Genomic DNA, 15,267 nt, shown 5'->3' with positions numbered 1-15,267 from the left:
CGCATCTCAGTTCGTGGTCCACACTTGACGGCACGACTACATGTTGACGCAGCGGCGAACCTGCGACACGGACATCGGGTCCAGTTCTCTTCGTCAGCCTCATCGGCCGACACCGCCACCTGGAGTTCACTGCACATCGAAGAGAGCGGACGTAACGTGCAGCCAGGCTGAACTCTACTGTGTCGTGGTTCTTTTCACCACCGCAACGCAGCATCGAAACCCCTCGATTTCGCCAGCCGAATGTGCTGACCACGCGAAGATCACACACCCTCAGCCGGCCGTAGGACCAAAGTCCGCGAACATTTAACAACGCCCGCCGCCACCGGAAGCTGGTGCACACCAATCGAACAGGGCAAACACCACTCGCCCCGAAATCGACGGGCGGCGAGCGAAGTTTCCACACCGGAACAGTTCATCTACTGACGGACCTTCGTCCCAGACACGCGGGCACTCCCCTCGACGCCGTGCAATAACCATCCCTCACTGATGGTTTCACCGATCTACGGCCTTCCAAGACCTCGATAGGTCCACCCTGCGTCGCGCCAGGTGGTCGGTTCCAGGCAGTTACGTCCGTCGATGATGACCTTCTTGCGGACGACCGCTTCGAGATCCGACGGCAACAACTTTCGAAACTCGGTCCACTCGGTCAGAACCAAGACGACATCAGCCCCTGCACACGCGTCAAGTGCACTCGAAGTGTAAGTGAGGGTGGGGAACAACGCCTTCGAGTTTCCCATGGCCTTCGGGTCATAGACATTGACGGCAGCGCCTTGGAGCTGAATCTGGCCGGCAACGTTCAGCGCAGGTGAGTCGCGCACGTCGTCGGAGTCAGGCTTGAAGGCTGCACCGAGAACCGCCACATTGGCTCCGAGTAGAGAACCACACGCTTCTCGAGCCAGTTCGACCATCCGAGTACGACGACGCATGTTGATATTGTCGACTTCGCGTAGGAAAGTGAGTGCTTGGTCTGCTCCCAGCTCACCCGCACGTGCCATGAAAGCACGGATGTCCTTAGGTAGGCAGCCACCACCGAAACCGATTCCGGCGTTGAGGAATCGCCTACCAATTCTCTCGTCGTGGCCGATGGCATCGGCAAGAACGGTCACATCCGCGCCCGACGCCTCGCACACCTCCGAGATCGCATTGATGAACGAGATCTTCGTCGCCAGAAATGCATTGGCTGACGCTTTGACCAACTCCGAAGTCGCAAGGTCGGTCACAACGAAGGGAATACCTTCGTTCAAGAGCTGCTCGTACACTTCACGCGCAACCGATTCCGCACGTCCGGGTCGATTACGGTCGACCCCGAGCACAAGCCGGTCCGGGTGAAGCGTGTCTTTCACCGCGTAGCCTTCCCGGAGAAATTCCGGGTTCCACGCCACCTCGACGTCTTGTCCGGCAGGGGCCAGTTCCCGTGCCCGCGAACCCAATCGCTCTGCTGTACCCACTGGCACAGTTGATTTCCCGAAAATGACGGTCGGCCTGGTCAAGAGGGGTGCAAGCGTCTCGATCACCGAATCGACAAAACGCATGTCGGCCGCGAACTCCCCCTTCTTCTGCGGCGTACCGACGCCGAGGAAATGGATGTCGGCGAACTCTGCGGCCTCCTCGTAGGAAGCCGTGAATCGAAGACGTCCCGCGGCTATGTTGCGGCGCAGCACTTCCTCGAGGCCCGGTTCGTAGAAGGGAACCTCCCCAGCTTCGAGCATAGCGAGCTTGTTCGGATCAACATCCACCCCGAGAACCTCGTGACCCAACTCGGCCATGCAAGCTGCATGTGTCGCCCCGAGGTAGCCGGTGCCGAATACCGCAATACGAGAAGTCATAACGATGTCTGCCTGTCGAAGTCGGGTTTACGTCGAATAATGCTGTAGTACTTCATGTCCTGATCGAATCGACATTCTGTCGATACCACTCCACGGTCGATGCGATCCCCGCACGAAGATCAATCCTGGGCTGCCACCCCAAATCTCGAAGCTTCCCGATGTCAAGCAACTTCCGCGGCGTCCCGTCAGGTTTCGAGTGATCCCATTCGATCTCGCCGTCGAACCCGATCTCGTCCGCCACGATCGCGGAAATCTCCGCGATACTCTGGTCCTCGCCCGTACCAACATTGACGTGTTCTGCTCCGTCATAGTGGTCGAGCAAATGAAGGCAGGCATCCGCCATGTCGTCGACGTGGAGAAACTCGCGCCTCGGCGTCCCGCTGCCCCAGTTCACGACTGACGCAGCTCCATCACGGCGCGCGTCGTCGAAGCGCCTGATGAGGGCCGGCAGCACATGAGAGCCCTTGGCAGAGAAGTTGTCACCCGGGCCGTAGAGGTTCGTCGGCATCGCGGAGATCCACGGTCGCCCGAACTGCTTGCGAACAGCCTGTACCTGCAGGATTCCCGCGATCTTTGCGATGGCATATGCATCGTTCGTCGGTTCCAGATGACCGGTCAGTAGATACTCTTCGCGAATCGGTTGAGGCGCGAATTTCGGGTAGATGCAGGATGATCCGAGGAATAGAAGGCGATCTACGTCGAATTCGGCCGCCGCGTCCATCACGTTCACCTGGATGCGAAGGTTGTCGGAGATGAAGTCCACCGGCAGTGTGCTGTTCGCCAGTATCCCGCCCACTCTGGCCGCCGCGAGGACCACGTTCTTCGGCCTCTCAGCGGCGAAGAATTCGAACACGGCACCGCGATCGCGAAGATCGAGTTCGGCGGACGTGCGACCGACAAGGCGATTGAAGCCGTCGGCTTCCAACCGACGCCAAATCGCTGAACCAACGAGTCCACGATGGCCCGCAACGTATACCGCGTCGCTCCGATCGAGGGACTTCTGCGTGTACTCCCCCGTCATCGAGCGTGCTCCCAATCCACCAGATTCGGACGGTCGATCCAGGGCTTGCCCTCACACGTCAGAGCCTCGATGTCCGCATCGACCATGATTCGAGCCAGCTCCGGGGTATGCACAGTCGCCTTCCAACCGAGCTTCTGCTCCGCCTTACCGGCATCTCCGATCAACGCATCTACTTCCGTCGGCCGCAGATAGCGCTCGTCGAAGCGCACGTGATCTTCCCAGTTCAGGCCGGCGTGCTCGAAGGCCACCGTCAGGAAATCCTTGACCGAGTAGTTACCGCCTGTCGCGAGCACGTAATCGTCCGGTTCGTCGGCCTGAAGCATTCTCCACATTCCCTCCACGTACTCCGGCGCATAGCCCCAGTCGCGGATTGCATCGAGATTGCCCATGTACAAATGGCTTTCCAGACCGGCCTTGATCCGCGCCACCGCTCGCGTGATCTTGCGAGTGACGAATGTTTCGCCTCGCCGGGGAGATTCGTGGTTGAACAGAATTCCGTTCACGGCAAAGATCCCGTACGCCTCGCGGTAGTTCTTGGTGATCCAGTACGAGTACACCTTCGCCGCACCGTACGGCGATCGCGGGTAGAAGGGAGTCTGCTCGTCTTGCGGAGGCGGTGTCGCACCGAACATCTCGGAACTGGACGCCTGGTAGAACCTGCATTCGAGACCAGCCATCCGGACTGCTTCGAGCAACCTGATCGACCCGATTCCCGTGGTGTCACCGGTATGTTCTGGCTCGTCGAAGCTCACCCGCACGTGGGACTGCGCTGCGAGGTTGTAGACCTCGTCCGGGCGTATCTGTGCGAGAAGAGTGACCAAACGCGCCCCGTCGCTGAGATCTCCGTAGTGAAGGAACAGTTTTGCATCCGGCGTGTGGGGATCCACATACATGTGATCGATTCGAGCTGTATTGAACGTGGACGACCTACGAATAAGTCCGTGGACCTCGTATCCCTTGCTCAACAACAGCTCGGCCAGGTATGAACCGTCTTGGCCTGTAATTCCGGTAATCAGTGCACGTTTCACTTGAAACTCCGTCCTCGAAGCAGATACTTGTCTGCGAGTAGTCATCGGCCGAATTGTGTTGTGTGGGAGTAACGAACCCACAACCAGAACTGAGAAACCCTCACGGCATTACTGCCCCCTTGATCCGCGATCTCAAATCCTCCAGTTCCGCGGCAGCGGAATCCATTCCGCGAGAGATACGGGTAGATTCGTCGTGCCCGAGATTCAAGCTGCCACCCGTCGCATCGTCCATCCAGGAGGCCTGCGGCGCGAGGATCGGTTCCAGCGAATCCCTCAGCTTCGGTACCGAACTGCTGCCCGCCATCACCGGTATCGATCCGCCTCGAGCGCTCAGGATCAAAACATGGAGGCGGTCACTGATGGTTACGGCAGCGCGCTCGTACAGGGCGCGGACAGCGGACTCCTGTTGCCGATGGGTCACGTCATCGTCCCATCCCACGTACTGAATACCCAGCGTTGCAGCAACTTCACGATTGTGGTTGTCGTCCTCGGCAACTTGGCAGCAGGCCACCAGATTCAAGCCGATTGCCTCGACCTGACTGTGGATCGACCGAAGAACCGCGTAGTTCACCGGTCGGTCATGCCGAAGTGAAAGCAAGGCTATTTCTCGGCTCGCAGATTCTCGGCCTGCAGACTTCGCTCCGTCGGATACGCCGGCCCGGAACGCGAGATCGGGATAGAACCGACTCTTGCCTCGCAGGTACTCACACGTCTTTTTGTCACGTGCCGCGTAGACGTCGGCTACGCCGACGAGGATCTTCTCGGGTACTGCCGCCATCGAGCTTCGCACCTCGATCGACCGTCCCAAAACGAGGACTCGTGTACCGAAAATGCGCAGCACCGCAAAGACTGTCACCAACAACGAGTGCTTGACGACGCTTGCTGCTGAAGCCCCCAGAACCGCCGGCCCAGGTGCCATCACGATCACTGCCCGCTTTCGGCGCACCGTATCGGACAAAATCGCTCGCCAGAAGCTGATACCCGAATCCATGACCTCGTCGGTTGGTTCCCAATCGAAGGCATCGACGTACTCCGCGCTCATACTGCCGGAAAAGACAACGGGTTTGAACCCCAGTTCACGCATGTAGTCGACTGCTGTTCGCCGTATCTCGATGTCACCCAGATTGCCCTGAGCTGCTGCAATACTCATGAAGAACCTACGCATGGGGATCCCTCCTCATTGCAACGACAACGACACAGGTCAGCAATGCGGTTTGAAGTACATAGCTGAGCGAGAGCGACCACCCCGCTCCGAGCGCCCCGTAACGGGGGGCAGCAAGCACGATTCCGACGAGGCAGATCAAGGTGCTCACAACCGTTATGTAGGAGACAATTTCAACTCTGCCCGTACCTTGCAGAATCGCATTCAATTGGGACGAGATCGCTGCGAAGATCAAACTGAAGCAGACGACCTGCATTACCGGTACCGCGTCTACGTACGCATCGCCCAAAATCGGTGGAACGAGCACAGGTATGGCAGCTGCGATCACACCGAAGATCACCGCGCTTGCGATGCATACGTACATCGCGGGTCGCAGAATGCCCTGGGTGATTCGCCCGGTCGTCGAGCGCGCCGCCGCCGGCATGAGAACTGCCGCAAATGATGTGGGAATCAGCCGCAACGGCGTGGTGATACGACTCGTCACGCCGTAGATTCCGGAGACGGCCGGCGACGTGACAAGTCCAACCAGCAGTACGTCGAAGTTGCGCGTCTGAGTAGCAACGGAATTCAACCAGAAGTGCGAAGACCTGCCGATGATCGACTTGTACGAGCGTCTCGATCTGACACGAGTGATCGCCGGTCCGAGCCGAATGGCCACGAAGACAGCGATCATCGAAGAGAACGCGAGGCCCACGGAATACCAGAACACTGCGTCGACTCCTGCGAGCCAAGCCGCCGCAACAAAAACGAGAGCAAGTGCTCGCCGGAGGAGCAACGACACCGCGTTCTGCCAGGTATTCCCGTCAGCGAGTGGTAGCGAGAGCAGCGTCTCGACGTAATTGTCCAGAACAACCCAAGCTGTCAACGGCACTACGAACCAAAGCTTCGGCTCGAAGACCGCGGCTACCGCCGCGGTAAATGCCAGCAATGCACCAACGGCCAGGTTGGCGCGGCGCGAGAACTCCAAGGTCGACGCGATGAGGGGGTCCTGGTCACCCAACGCACGGATCCGAACCAGAAATGGGGTGAACCCGAAGTTCAGAATGGTCTGAAGCACCAGTCCGACACCATAAGCCGCAGCGAAGATTCCAAAGCCGGACGGACCGGAGATACGCGCGAGTAGGACCATACTCAGTGCCTGAATCAACGCACCGACAAGACGTCCGCCGGCGATTCCCGTGAACTGAACCACCAGGGGGTTCGTCATCACCTTCATGTTCCACCACCCGGGCACTCGAACGAGTGCGGAACCCCGGCGCAGCGCGGTCGTGCGTCCTTCATGGTCGTCCGATCGACGAAGCCGGGGCGCGGACGATCGAACTCGCCGGAACATCAGATGTAACAAGGCAATTTGCGCCGATAACCGAGTGGTCACCGACCGACGTGCCACGGAGAATTGTGGACCTGGCCGCAATCCACACTCCGTCGCCGATGACGATCGGTCCGTTGTCGAACTCGAAAGTCCGTGACTTTCTGCTGTGACTGCCCGCGCACAGAAAGACGTCCTGCGAGACACAACTGTTCGACCCGATACTCACCGGTTCGAGATTGAGGATCCATGCTCCCTCACCCACCCAAGTGTTATCACCGATCGACAGTTTCCACGGCCAATGGATCTTCACGCCGTGCCGAATCAGGACTGCATCACCGATCTGAGCGCCGAACAGTCTGAGAATGGCAACTCGTATGCGTGCCGGCACGAACCAGGCCCGGAACAGTGGTGCCACCGCGAGCCAGGCGACCTGCACTGATGCCGGACGTCCCTTGTCGTATCCTGCCCCGGTGAATTCACCGAGGGAGAGCTGCGGGTGTGTCATCGCGCTCGGGCTTGCGTCGGTCGAGTCGGCAAACTGTCTCGATTGATGAGTCCGTCGAAGAGGTCACCGAACGCCGTGGTGGCAGAGCCGGGAGACAAGGTTTCGTGCACGTACTCCCCCCCGCTTCGCGCGAGTTGAGCGGCACGGACGGGGTCGGATACCAGCATCTCTATTTCACGTACCAATGCTTCCGGATTTCCGGCGTCAACACGTACTCCCGCCCCGGACAGGGCGATCTCCTCGCCGGAGGCACTGTCCGAAGACGTAGCCGCGACGACGGGTACCCCTGAAGCGAAATACGATGTGAGTTTGCTCGGAACGGCCATACTGCGAAGATCGGCCAACTCGTTGAGAAGTAATGCGTCCGCTGCTCGCAGCACATCGGTGAAGTCCTCGCCGCCAACAGGATCCATGAATTCGATCCCGGTGCATCCCTCGGACAGCTCTTCGAGATGGGCCCGCTGATTCCCATCCCCCATCAGCACGAATTTGATGTCGGACTGCCGCGGCCCAAGTAAACGCGCGGCGTCCACCACGTTCTCGAGCCCTTGCTTGGCACCCATATTGCCGGCATGCAGAACTATCTTCTGTTCCGGCCCCCAGCCCAATCGCTTTCGCGAATCTTCTCGGGTGCAGGCAGACTGGGAGAGATCCAGGTGGGTCCAGTTCCTGATGACTGTGACGCTGCTCGAGTCGACTCCGAGGTTGTCCTGAGCATGCTTCGCGAACCGCGGATGGATCACGACGACGTGATCGGACTTTCGCAAGATCCAGGATTCGGCTCGATCAACGAGAGACGACAGGCCTCCGCTCAGCTGACCGGTCTCGGACGCGCCCAGTCCGTAGAAGTCCTGCACCCACAGCACCACGGGTGTGCGCGACCGAAGGAGCCTGGTCCTGATGACAAATGCCGCCGAGGACAAAAGTGTAGGACTTAAACACAGTATGAGGTCTGCTCGATGGAAAAGAGTCGCCCAGGTCGCTCTCAAAGCGAAACTTGCCTCCATCAGAATTCTTCGCAGGAAGCTGGGATTCCGAGGGATGTAATGACGAAGTCTTTGAACCGTCAGATTTTCCGACTGCTCTACGGAAGACAGACCTGAGAAGCCATCCATCTTTCGCCAGAATGGATAGTGCGGATAGCCTGTCACTACCCTGACGTCAGCACCGGCATCCGCTATCGCATTTGCCAAACCCTCCGTGTACGGAGCGATACCGGTTGGCTCAGGAGAATAGTTTATTCCCACGATCAGGATTTTATTTCCCTGATTATCCATCGTGCTCATTTCCCTTTTCAGCTAACCCAGGACGGCAGTCCGTGCACAGCTTGCAGGTGTGCACTTCTCTGCGTGTCACTCTCGAATCGTTCGGCGACTTTCCGTGCCGGAACTCCGACATTCACCGAGAAACTCTCGACGTCGTTCGTCACGACCGAACCGGCTCCGATAACCGCACCGTCACCGATCTTCACACCGCTCAATATCACCGAACAGGCGCCTATCCATACGTCTGTTCCAATTTCGACAGAATCGCGGGCACCAGGCTGACGGTCCCCCACCCACGTCGACGCGAGCATCGGAATACCCACCTCGTCGATCGCGTGGTCTTCGCGCCCCACGATGTAGACGTTCATTCCGATCATGACGTGGGATCCGATGGAGCCATCTACCTGAATAACGGTTCGGGGTCCGACACTGACATTATCGCCGATATTCAGTCGGTGAGGCGCACTGACGATAGCTCCACGGCCGGCGTTGAAGTCGCGCCCTACTGAAACATTCCCGTTCGATATTGCGAGTCCATTCATAATTCCGCGAAGGGCTCGCCTGACACCTGACGGTAGGCGTGATCGGTTGCTCATCGTACGACCATCTCCTTGGGCCATCCCTCATTGTCGAATTCGACGACCTGACCTCGCAACGCAGCAGAGATCCCCGATGCCATGGTTTCGGCGGAATAGAGATCCCCGACCTTCGCTGAAACTTCCTCCGCTGGAACGGGATTGGAGACAAGATGCAGGAAGTAGTCTCGCAGCGCCGCAGCCAGCGACTCCTCGGTCGTCGGTGAGTAACTCTGCATAGGACCGACAGCAGCAAGTTCGATCTCGGGGGCGTGCGGGGCGTCCTCGGGGTACAGCATCGGGACTCCGAATCCCAAACTCTGAGTGACACTCAACCCGACGTATCCGGGAGAGATCGACATGATTGAGCGTGCGTAGATTTCAGCAAGTTCGATCGGACTTTCAATGCGACCGTGTACCACAACGGACTCTTCCAGACCTAATTCGAGAATTTGCCGTTCTATCGTTTCCACCGCATTGCCGAAACCCACGATTTCCAACACGGCACCCTCGTCTACGAGGCCCGATCGGTGGAAAGCTGGAACCAATTGATCGACGTTCTTCTCGGCAACCAATCGGCCGACATAGACAATTGATCTACGCGATTCGCCGATGTTACCAGCGTTGATGTCAGCGCGTTTGTACAAAGAATTGGGTGCAACCCAAACTGGTTGGCCTGGAACCTCGAGCTTGGCTGGGACCACACTGGCGTACCCGTAAAGAATGGTCCCCTGAGACAAGCGGCGCATCGTTCGCCGAAGGAAAGCCGTCTTCGACGAAGAACCTTGCCTGGGATGCAAATGGCCCCAAAGAAGAGTACGGCGACGCGCTATTCGCCGAAGGACCAAAATACTCCACGATGTGAGACTACGGGGATTCAAATCCAGGATAGTCACGGACGCGGAAAGCGGATTTTTCCAAGAACCCACCTGAAGAAGAACCTTGTCACCGAAGATTCCGATCCGTCGAACGCGGTCGTAGAAATCCTTGTCGATGCCAGTTCGCACCGTGGAATCCAGCCCGTAGTCCGAAGCGAGAATATCGAGATTTCCTTCTTCCATCTCACGCAACACCTCGATGCACGGATTCCGATAGGTTGGAATCACCGCCAAATACATCGAGTATTTTGTTGACGACATCGAGCCTGCTCCCCCAAAGTTCTCATCGAGCACCACCGATTGGCCAGTGTGCATTGCGCAGTTCCCTTACTTCGGATCCCAGGCAGAGTTCGCCGGGAATGGCGAATCGGATTCGCGATACGAATACGAAAGACTGACTGACTGAACGGATCAGTATGCGCCGTCACTAGCCATTACGGCTTTGAGCGTCTTCACGACGATCATCACGTCCCCGACCATCGACCAGTTGTCGACATAGGACAGATCCAGCCGAACGGTTTCTTCCCACGAAAGATCCGAGCGCCCGCTCACCTGCCACAAACCGGTGATACCCGGTTTGACCAGCAGTCGCCTTTTGACGGCCCCGTCGTATGCCTCTACCTCACGCCTCAACGGCGGTCTCGGGCCAACTACGCTCATCTCGCGACGGAGCACATTGACGAACTGAGGCAACTCGTCAATCGAAAACTTTCGAATGACGCGCCCCACCTTGGTAACCCGAGGATCGTCACGCATCTTGAACAGGACGCCGGCGCCCTCGTTATCCGACAGCAGGCTGTCGACCTGCGTATCTGCGTTCTGAACCATCGATCGGAACTTCAGCATCGGAAAGGGAACCCCGTCCAATCCCATTCGCTCCGACCGATAGAGCACAGGACCCCGACTGGTGAACTTGACTGCCAAGGCCGTCACGATCAAAACGGGACTGATCAAAATGAGAATGACAGATGCGAAAACGACGTCGAAGGCTGTCTTGGCGAACCGTTGAGCACCATGGTATCGCGGACGTTCGACGTGAATCAGTGGAAGGCCCGCCACCGGCCGCATCGACAGTCGCGGACCGGAAACATCCAGGATTCCCGGTGCCACAACAAGATCGACGTCCTTACACTCCAGATCCCAGGCCAGTTTCCGCATACCGTCGTAGCCGAGGTGTTCCGTCGCCGTAACCGCCACCGCATCGGCACCGACCAAATCGAGTGCGTCGGTCACGTCGTGCTCGTCGCCTAGGACCGGTATTTCGTTGCCGTCGACCACTATGACTCTGTCGCGACGTCCTAGTTGACTGGGTTGGCAGACACCCACTACCCGGTACCCGTCACCGGGAGCTCGTTCGAAGGTCTGGGCCATTTTCTTGACTGCAACCGGGCTTCCCACGACCAAGACGGACGTCTGAAAATCGCCGCGAGACCGCTTCCGCGCGATCACCTTTCGCCAGATCCAGCGGCTCGCCATCAGTGCGGTCAGACCGACCGGAAATGCGAAGGCCAGATAGAGCCGTGCGATGTCCAACTGCAACAGCAAGCTGACAATCGCAATGAGACCGAAGAGGCGAACTGTCGCGACGAAGATTCGTCTGTACTCCTCGGGGCCGCTGCCGATCACACGAATCGAGCGAGTGCGGAAGATCCCCAAAGACGATAACCACATCGCCGCCAATGCAATTGACACACCGGTGTAGCTGAGTTGCCCGAGGATTCCGGGGCTTACCGCACGGCCGTCTCCGCCGAATCGTAGCCATTGAGCCAGAAAAACCGTCGCCACGATGATCACCGAATCGCCCAGGAACAGCCTTCTGCGGTATGCCGTTTCCCATTCCCTCCGAGAAGTCGATCCGCGGCGGAGGTCGGGCACTGCGCGGGGAAGCGTGTGCTTGGTCTTGCCCAGTGTGGACACGTCGAGCGCCGTCACGTGATCAGTCCCTTCCTCATTCGTGGAATCCGTGTGTCGTTGAATCCGTGTGTCGTTGACAGGTGTTGAGCGTGATTCACCAGATTTGAGCAATCCACTGGAACAGCAAATTGCTCGCTTCGATCCGAAGAGTGCAATTGTTCGAGAATCGGAACGCTCTCACGCTCCGATTGGATTACATTGCAGCACTGTCCGAGCGCAGGATCAAACGCAAAGTCATCCCAGTTCAGGCCTGTAGCCGCCCACACCCCCACCTATTCCAATATGGCCGCAGCGCAAGCGCTTTGCCTATCGCCCTTCGGAGGCGGATCGACTGGAACAACTGGACGAGAGATCGATTCAGAAGCAACTATCGCGTTACTTCAACGAAAGTGTGGCAAACGGGAGGACCTTACTCGTCAGTAGGCGGTTGCCACAGGGCACCGCATTAGAGATACCGCCTGAACAGAGGATCATTTCCATTGGTAACCAACGCTATGACTTTCGCCGACAGAAGGTGCCTGCGCCGTTGGGGACCTACGTCCCCGACAGGGATCTTGGTCCCTATTGCCGATTCGATGTGCAATTCGAAGGCGAATAGCACTACAGCCCTTGCTGATACAGGCATCAACATCAGAACAAGAACAGGTCGCTCGTCCAGTTCGCAACTAACCGGCCCCGAAAAGAAATTTTTCCTTCGTCTCAATATGTGAGATTCTTACCCGGCTTCGGCCATTCCGCATCGGCCGGTGTGCGGATTCGCACCTTGCGATCGATCACGTAAGGTCGACAAAAGTCGGGTTCGCTGACACAACCTCGCTGCAGCCGACACGGCCGGAGTAGACGACCAGTTCGAATAGGACTACATATCTTGAAGATTCGCGACCTACGCACGCAGTCGGGAATTATCCCCCGCCTCACAGTACGTTGGCTGATGATTGCAGCCGCGACAATCTTTGCTTTCTGGCCTACCTGGACCAATTTGTGGAGGAGCACCGCGAGCGGTACCGCCATCGGATACGTTTTTGTCCTCCCCTTGCTCTGCCTGATAGCCGCCGTCGGAACAGATTTGCGGCGAGGCCCGGACCTTCCGATCCACGACCGCGAGACGGACAAGATTGTCGGCGGTATCGGCTTACTTGTCTCTCTGGGTTTACAGGCACTCCTCATGCCACGTTTTGCCGAGAACTATGAACTGATGCATATCGATGTAATCGCGGCTTGGGTATTCGTCTGGAGCGCAGCGGTTCTCATGTTCGGGCTGCGTCCGGTGAACCGCTACTGGGCAATCTGGGTTGTTCCGATCGTCCTGGCGCCGCTCATCTACCGCACGCTGGCGACTGAACTCGGCGGCACTCGATTCGACTACAGCATCATCATGGTGCTGGTCGCTTCGGCCGCAACGACGATCGCCGTCAGTAGGACCTGGAGACGAGGATTCGCCGGGTTCGTCGGCTCGTCCGTCCTGGGTGCCGCCTTGGTCTACTATCTCTCCCGTCAGTACCCGACTGCACCCTTGTTCAGCATCCAGCTGCTACCAGCACTAGGTAGCGCTTTACTGGTAGGCGGGTTCTTCTACCTGTACGAGCGACGTGGAAGGTCATGGAAGCCGTTCGAGCGTCCGCTCCGGAATCCTTCGACGTCGACCAGCAACTGGACGATCCTGGTGGTGTTCGCCGCGGCGATCGTGATGTTCTTTACGCCGGTGCCCACCGCTCAGGGCGTTCCGGTCTCGGTAGGCCCGCCGGCGACTGCTGATCCACGCCTCATCGTCCCCGCTGGTTGGCGTGAAATCTCGACCAACGAATACGATTGGCCGAGAAAATACTTCGGTTCCACTTCGGCACTCACTCGCCAGACGATTCGTGCTGATACGCCCAATCCTGCCTGGGACACCCAGATGCGCCCACGCACTGTCCAAATGGACGTTGTTCAAGTGCGTCGCCCGTCTACTCTGTCTGTCTATCCGAGCAATACAACTTATGATCTCCAGAACGCACGTGTCAGCCCCACCGTACGAGTCGAGTTGAGTCGTGGAGTCGTCGCGGAAATGTACACAGTTGTCGACGACTCCCTCCTACTCACCTGGAGCAACCTCAATTTCGTGTGGACACGCGGCGACGGTGCCGCACAACGCGTCACACTCTTGACAGTGGACAATCATGAACCGAATGCCTTGTTCCCCGAACCGAAACCATCAATGGCTTCGAATGGAAGCAACACCTTGGCCGTTCTACTCAGAGGCCGGATATCGACTGTGGACAGCGAATCTCAGTACAAGGATCTAGGTATGCTCCAGTCACTCGGAAGGCTCGTCGTGGAGGCACAGAAGTGGTAGATCCCGATCTCTCGGTTGAGGGCGAAAGCTCCGAAGAATTCAAACGAGCCGCACTCCACGACGCTGTGAACGGACTGCGTGAACGCAAACCGATTTCATCGGCATCAGTTGCGTTCTATCCGTGGCAGCGCAACATCCTGCTCCTGATTCTCGTGATCACCATGGTGTGTCTGGTCTTCTTCCTTACTCCCACGCTGATCGTTCTCACATTGGCGTGCACTCTCGGTTACGTGTGGGCGATGGTTGATCGACTCGTGCTGTTCACAAGAGGTTTGGATGCTTCCTCGATCATGACGATCAGCGATCAAGAGGCAAGCTCGCTTTCGGACGAAGAACTCCCGCACTACACAATCCTTGTTCCGGCATACAACGAGCCGGAAGTAGTCGGAGACCTGATTTCCGCTATGCGCGCGATCGACTACCCCTCGGACAAATTGCAGGTGCTCTTGCTCCTCGAAGAGGATGACACTGTCACTATCGAAGCTGCGACTGCCGCCGGAGTCGATGCTGTGGTGAGTATCTTGAAGGTCCCTGCTGCAGATCCGCGCACCAAACCCAAAGCCTGTAACTACGGATTGCACTTCTCTACGGGCGAGATAATCACCATCTACGACGCCGAGGACTCTCCGGATCCGCTCCAGTTACGTCGTGTGGTAGCAACTTTCGCAAAACTTCCATCGAATACTGCGTGCGTTCAGGCGAAACTCGCATTTCACAACGGAACTCAGAATTTGTTGACCGCATGGTTCACGGCCGACTACGCCCTCTGGTTCAATTTCATCCTCCCTGGGCTGATGCGCAGTCAGTCACCGATTCCTTTGGGGGGCACGTCCAATCACCTTCGGCGAAGTGTGCTCGACGAGATCGGCGCCTGGGATCCCTTCAACGTCACGGAGGACGCAGATCTCGGAGTTCGCATCGCCGAGAGCGGCTACCGGACCGCTGTTCTGAACTCGACGACGCTGGAGGAGGCCAACAGCGACACGATCAACTGGATCCGACAACGCTCACGCTGGTACAAGGGCTACCTGCAGACTTGGCTGGTTCACATGCGTCAACCCGTGAAACTGTGGCGCGGACTCGGCACGGTCGGATTTCTACGCTTCACGATCTTGATGGCGGGTACACCCGTCGTGGCGACGCTGAACATGGCATTCTGGCTGATCAGTCTCGGATGGATCCTCGGCCAGCCTGAGGTCATCCACGACGTATTTCCCAACTACGTCTACTTTCCGGCACTCGTGTCACTCGTCTTCGGTAACGCTGCAGTCCTTTACATGAACTTGGTGGCGTGCCGCGAGACGCGGAATCCCATGCTGCTGATTGCCTGCCTCACCGCTCCGCTCTACTGGGTACTGATGAGCATCGCAGCCATAAAAGGCACCTATCAGTTGATACGCAATCCGTCGTACTGGGAGAAAACCTTCCACGGACTGAACACGTAGC

General features: G+C 57.9%; 12 protein-coding genes. 2 read left to right on the top strand and 10 right to left on the bottom strand.

The features are described from left to right. Positions 1-500: 500 nt before the first annotated feature. From B0E55_RS18280 to B0E55_RS18235, 10 genes are all read right to left on the bottom strand, one after another. On the bottom strand, positions 501-1,826 hold the full coding sequence (locus tag B0E55_RS18280) for a UDP-glucose dehydrogenase family protein (RefSeq protein ID WP_019747430.1): 1,326 nt from the start codon (positions 1,824-1,826) through the stop codon (positions 501-503). A 52-nt stretch (positions 1,827-1,878) separates the two neighbouring features. After that, complete coding sequence (locus tag B0E55_RS18275; protein WP_019747431.1) at positions 1,879-2,847, bottom strand: GDP-L-fucose synthase family protein; 969 nt, start codon at positions 2,845-2,847, stop codon at positions 1,879-1,881. Next, entirely contained in the window at positions 2,844-3,875 is a 1,032-nt protein-coding gene (gmd, locus tag B0E55_RS18270; protein ID WP_020968749.1) for a GDP-mannose 4,6-dehydratase, read from the bottom strand. Before gmd ends, B0E55_RS18275 begins: the two co-directional genes overlap by 4 nt. Positions 3,876-3,975: 100 nt before the next feature. Continuing rightward, positions 3,976-5,040 (bottom strand): polysaccharide pyruvyl transferase family protein, encoded by a 1,065-nt coding sequence (locus B0E55_RS18265; RefSeq protein ID WP_080910163.1) that lies wholly within the window; start codon positions 5,038-5,040, stop codon positions 3,976-3,978. Next, positions 5,033-6,244, bottom strand: coding sequence for a lipopolysaccharide biosynthesis protein (locus B0E55_RS18260; protein WP_198538429.1), 1,212 nt, complete (start codon positions 6,242-6,244; stop codon positions 5,033-5,035). Before B0E55_RS18260 ends, B0E55_RS18265 begins: the two co-directional genes overlap by 8 nt. 70 nt (positions 6,245-6,314) lie before the next feature. Beyond that, positions 6,315-6,854 (bottom strand): DapH/DapD/GlmU-related protein, encoded by a 540-nt coding sequence (locus B0E55_RS18255; RefSeq protein ID WP_080910161.1) that lies wholly within the window; start codon positions 6,852-6,854, stop codon positions 6,315-6,317. Then, positions 6,851-8,131, bottom strand: coding sequence for a glycosyltransferase (locus tag B0E55_RS18250; protein ID WP_020968745.1), 1,281 nt, complete (start codon positions 8,129-8,131; stop codon positions 6,851-6,853). Before B0E55_RS18250 ends, B0E55_RS18255 begins: the two co-directional genes overlap by 4 nt. 17 nt (positions 8,132-8,148) lie before the next feature. Further along, positions 8,149-8,496, bottom strand: coding sequence for a DapH/DapD/GlmU-related protein (locus tag B0E55_RS32215; protein WP_274534452.1), 348 nt, complete (start codon positions 8,494-8,496; stop codon positions 8,149-8,151). Positions 8,497-8,711: 215 nt separating this feature from the next. After that, positions 8,712-9,869: a glycosyltransferase gene (locus tag B0E55_RS18240; RefSeq protein WP_157902085.1), complete on the bottom strand. Its 1,158-nt coding sequence runs from the start codon at positions 9,867-9,869 to the stop codon at positions 8,712-8,714. 114 nt (positions 9,870-9,983) lie between these two features. After that, the gene (locus tag B0E55_RS18235; RefSeq protein ID WP_029254699.1) at positions 9,984-11,504 is read right to left on the bottom strand and encodes a sugar transferase; all 1,521 of its coding nucleotides are present in this window, start codon (positions 11,502-11,504) and stop codon (positions 9,984-9,986) included. A gap of 850 nt (positions 11,505-12,354) precedes the next feature. On the opposite strand from B0E55_RS18235, the gene B0E55_RS18230 reads away from it, so the two are divergent. Together B0E55_RS18230 and B0E55_RS18225 are read left to right on the top strand one after the other, a co-directional pair. Beyond that, a complete protein-coding gene (locus B0E55_RS18230) occupies positions 12,355-13,821 on the top strand; it encodes a hypothetical protein (RefSeq protein ID WP_232816784.1) in 1,467 nt (488 codons plus the stop codon). Then, positions 13,815-15,266, top strand: a complete 1,452-nt coding sequence (locus tag B0E55_RS18225; RefSeq protein ID WP_029254697.1) for a glycosyltransferase — start codon at positions 13,815-13,817, stop codon at positions 15,264-15,266. Before B0E55_RS18230 ends, B0E55_RS18225 begins: the two co-directional genes overlap by 7 nt. The last annotated feature ends 1 nt before the right edge of the window (position 15,267 follow it).

The organism is Rhodococcus sp. 66b (assembly GCF_002076325.1).
In the GTDB taxonomy this organism is placed as follows: Bacteria; Actinomycetota; Actinomycetes; order Mycobacteriales; family Mycobacteriaceae; genus Rhodococcus_F; species Rhodococcus_F erythropolis.
This window is presented reverse-complemented; position numbering and strand designations above follow the sequence as displayed.

Coding starts and splice junctions, on each gene's coding strand:
- B0E55_RS18280 (WP_019747430.1), bottom strand. CDS start 1,826: ATGACTTCTCGTATTGCGGTATTCGGCACCGGCTACCTCGGGGCGACA.
- B0E55_RS18275 (WP_019747431.1), bottom strand. CDS start 2,847: ATGACGGGGGAGTACACGCAGAAGTCCCTCGATCGGAGCGACGCGGTA.
- B0E55_RS18265 (WP_080910163.1), bottom strand. CDS start 5,040: ATGCGTAGGTTCTTCATGAGTATTGCAGCAGCTCAGGGCAATCTGGGT.
- B0E55_RS18260 (WP_198538429.1), bottom strand. CDS start 6,244: ATGACGAACCCCCTGGTGGTTCAGTTCACGGGAATCGCCGGCGGACGT.
- B0E55_RS18255 (WP_080910161.1), bottom strand. CDS start 6,854: ATGACACACCCGCAGCTCTCCCTCGGTGAATTCACCGGGGCAGGATAC.
- B0E55_RS18250 (WP_020968745.1), bottom strand. CDS start 8,131: ATGGATAATCAGGGAAATAAAATCCTGATCGTGGGAATAAACTATTCT.
- B0E55_RS32215 (WP_274534452.1), bottom strand. CDS start 8,496: ATGATCGGAATGAACGTCTACATCGTGGGGCGCGAAGACCACGCGATC.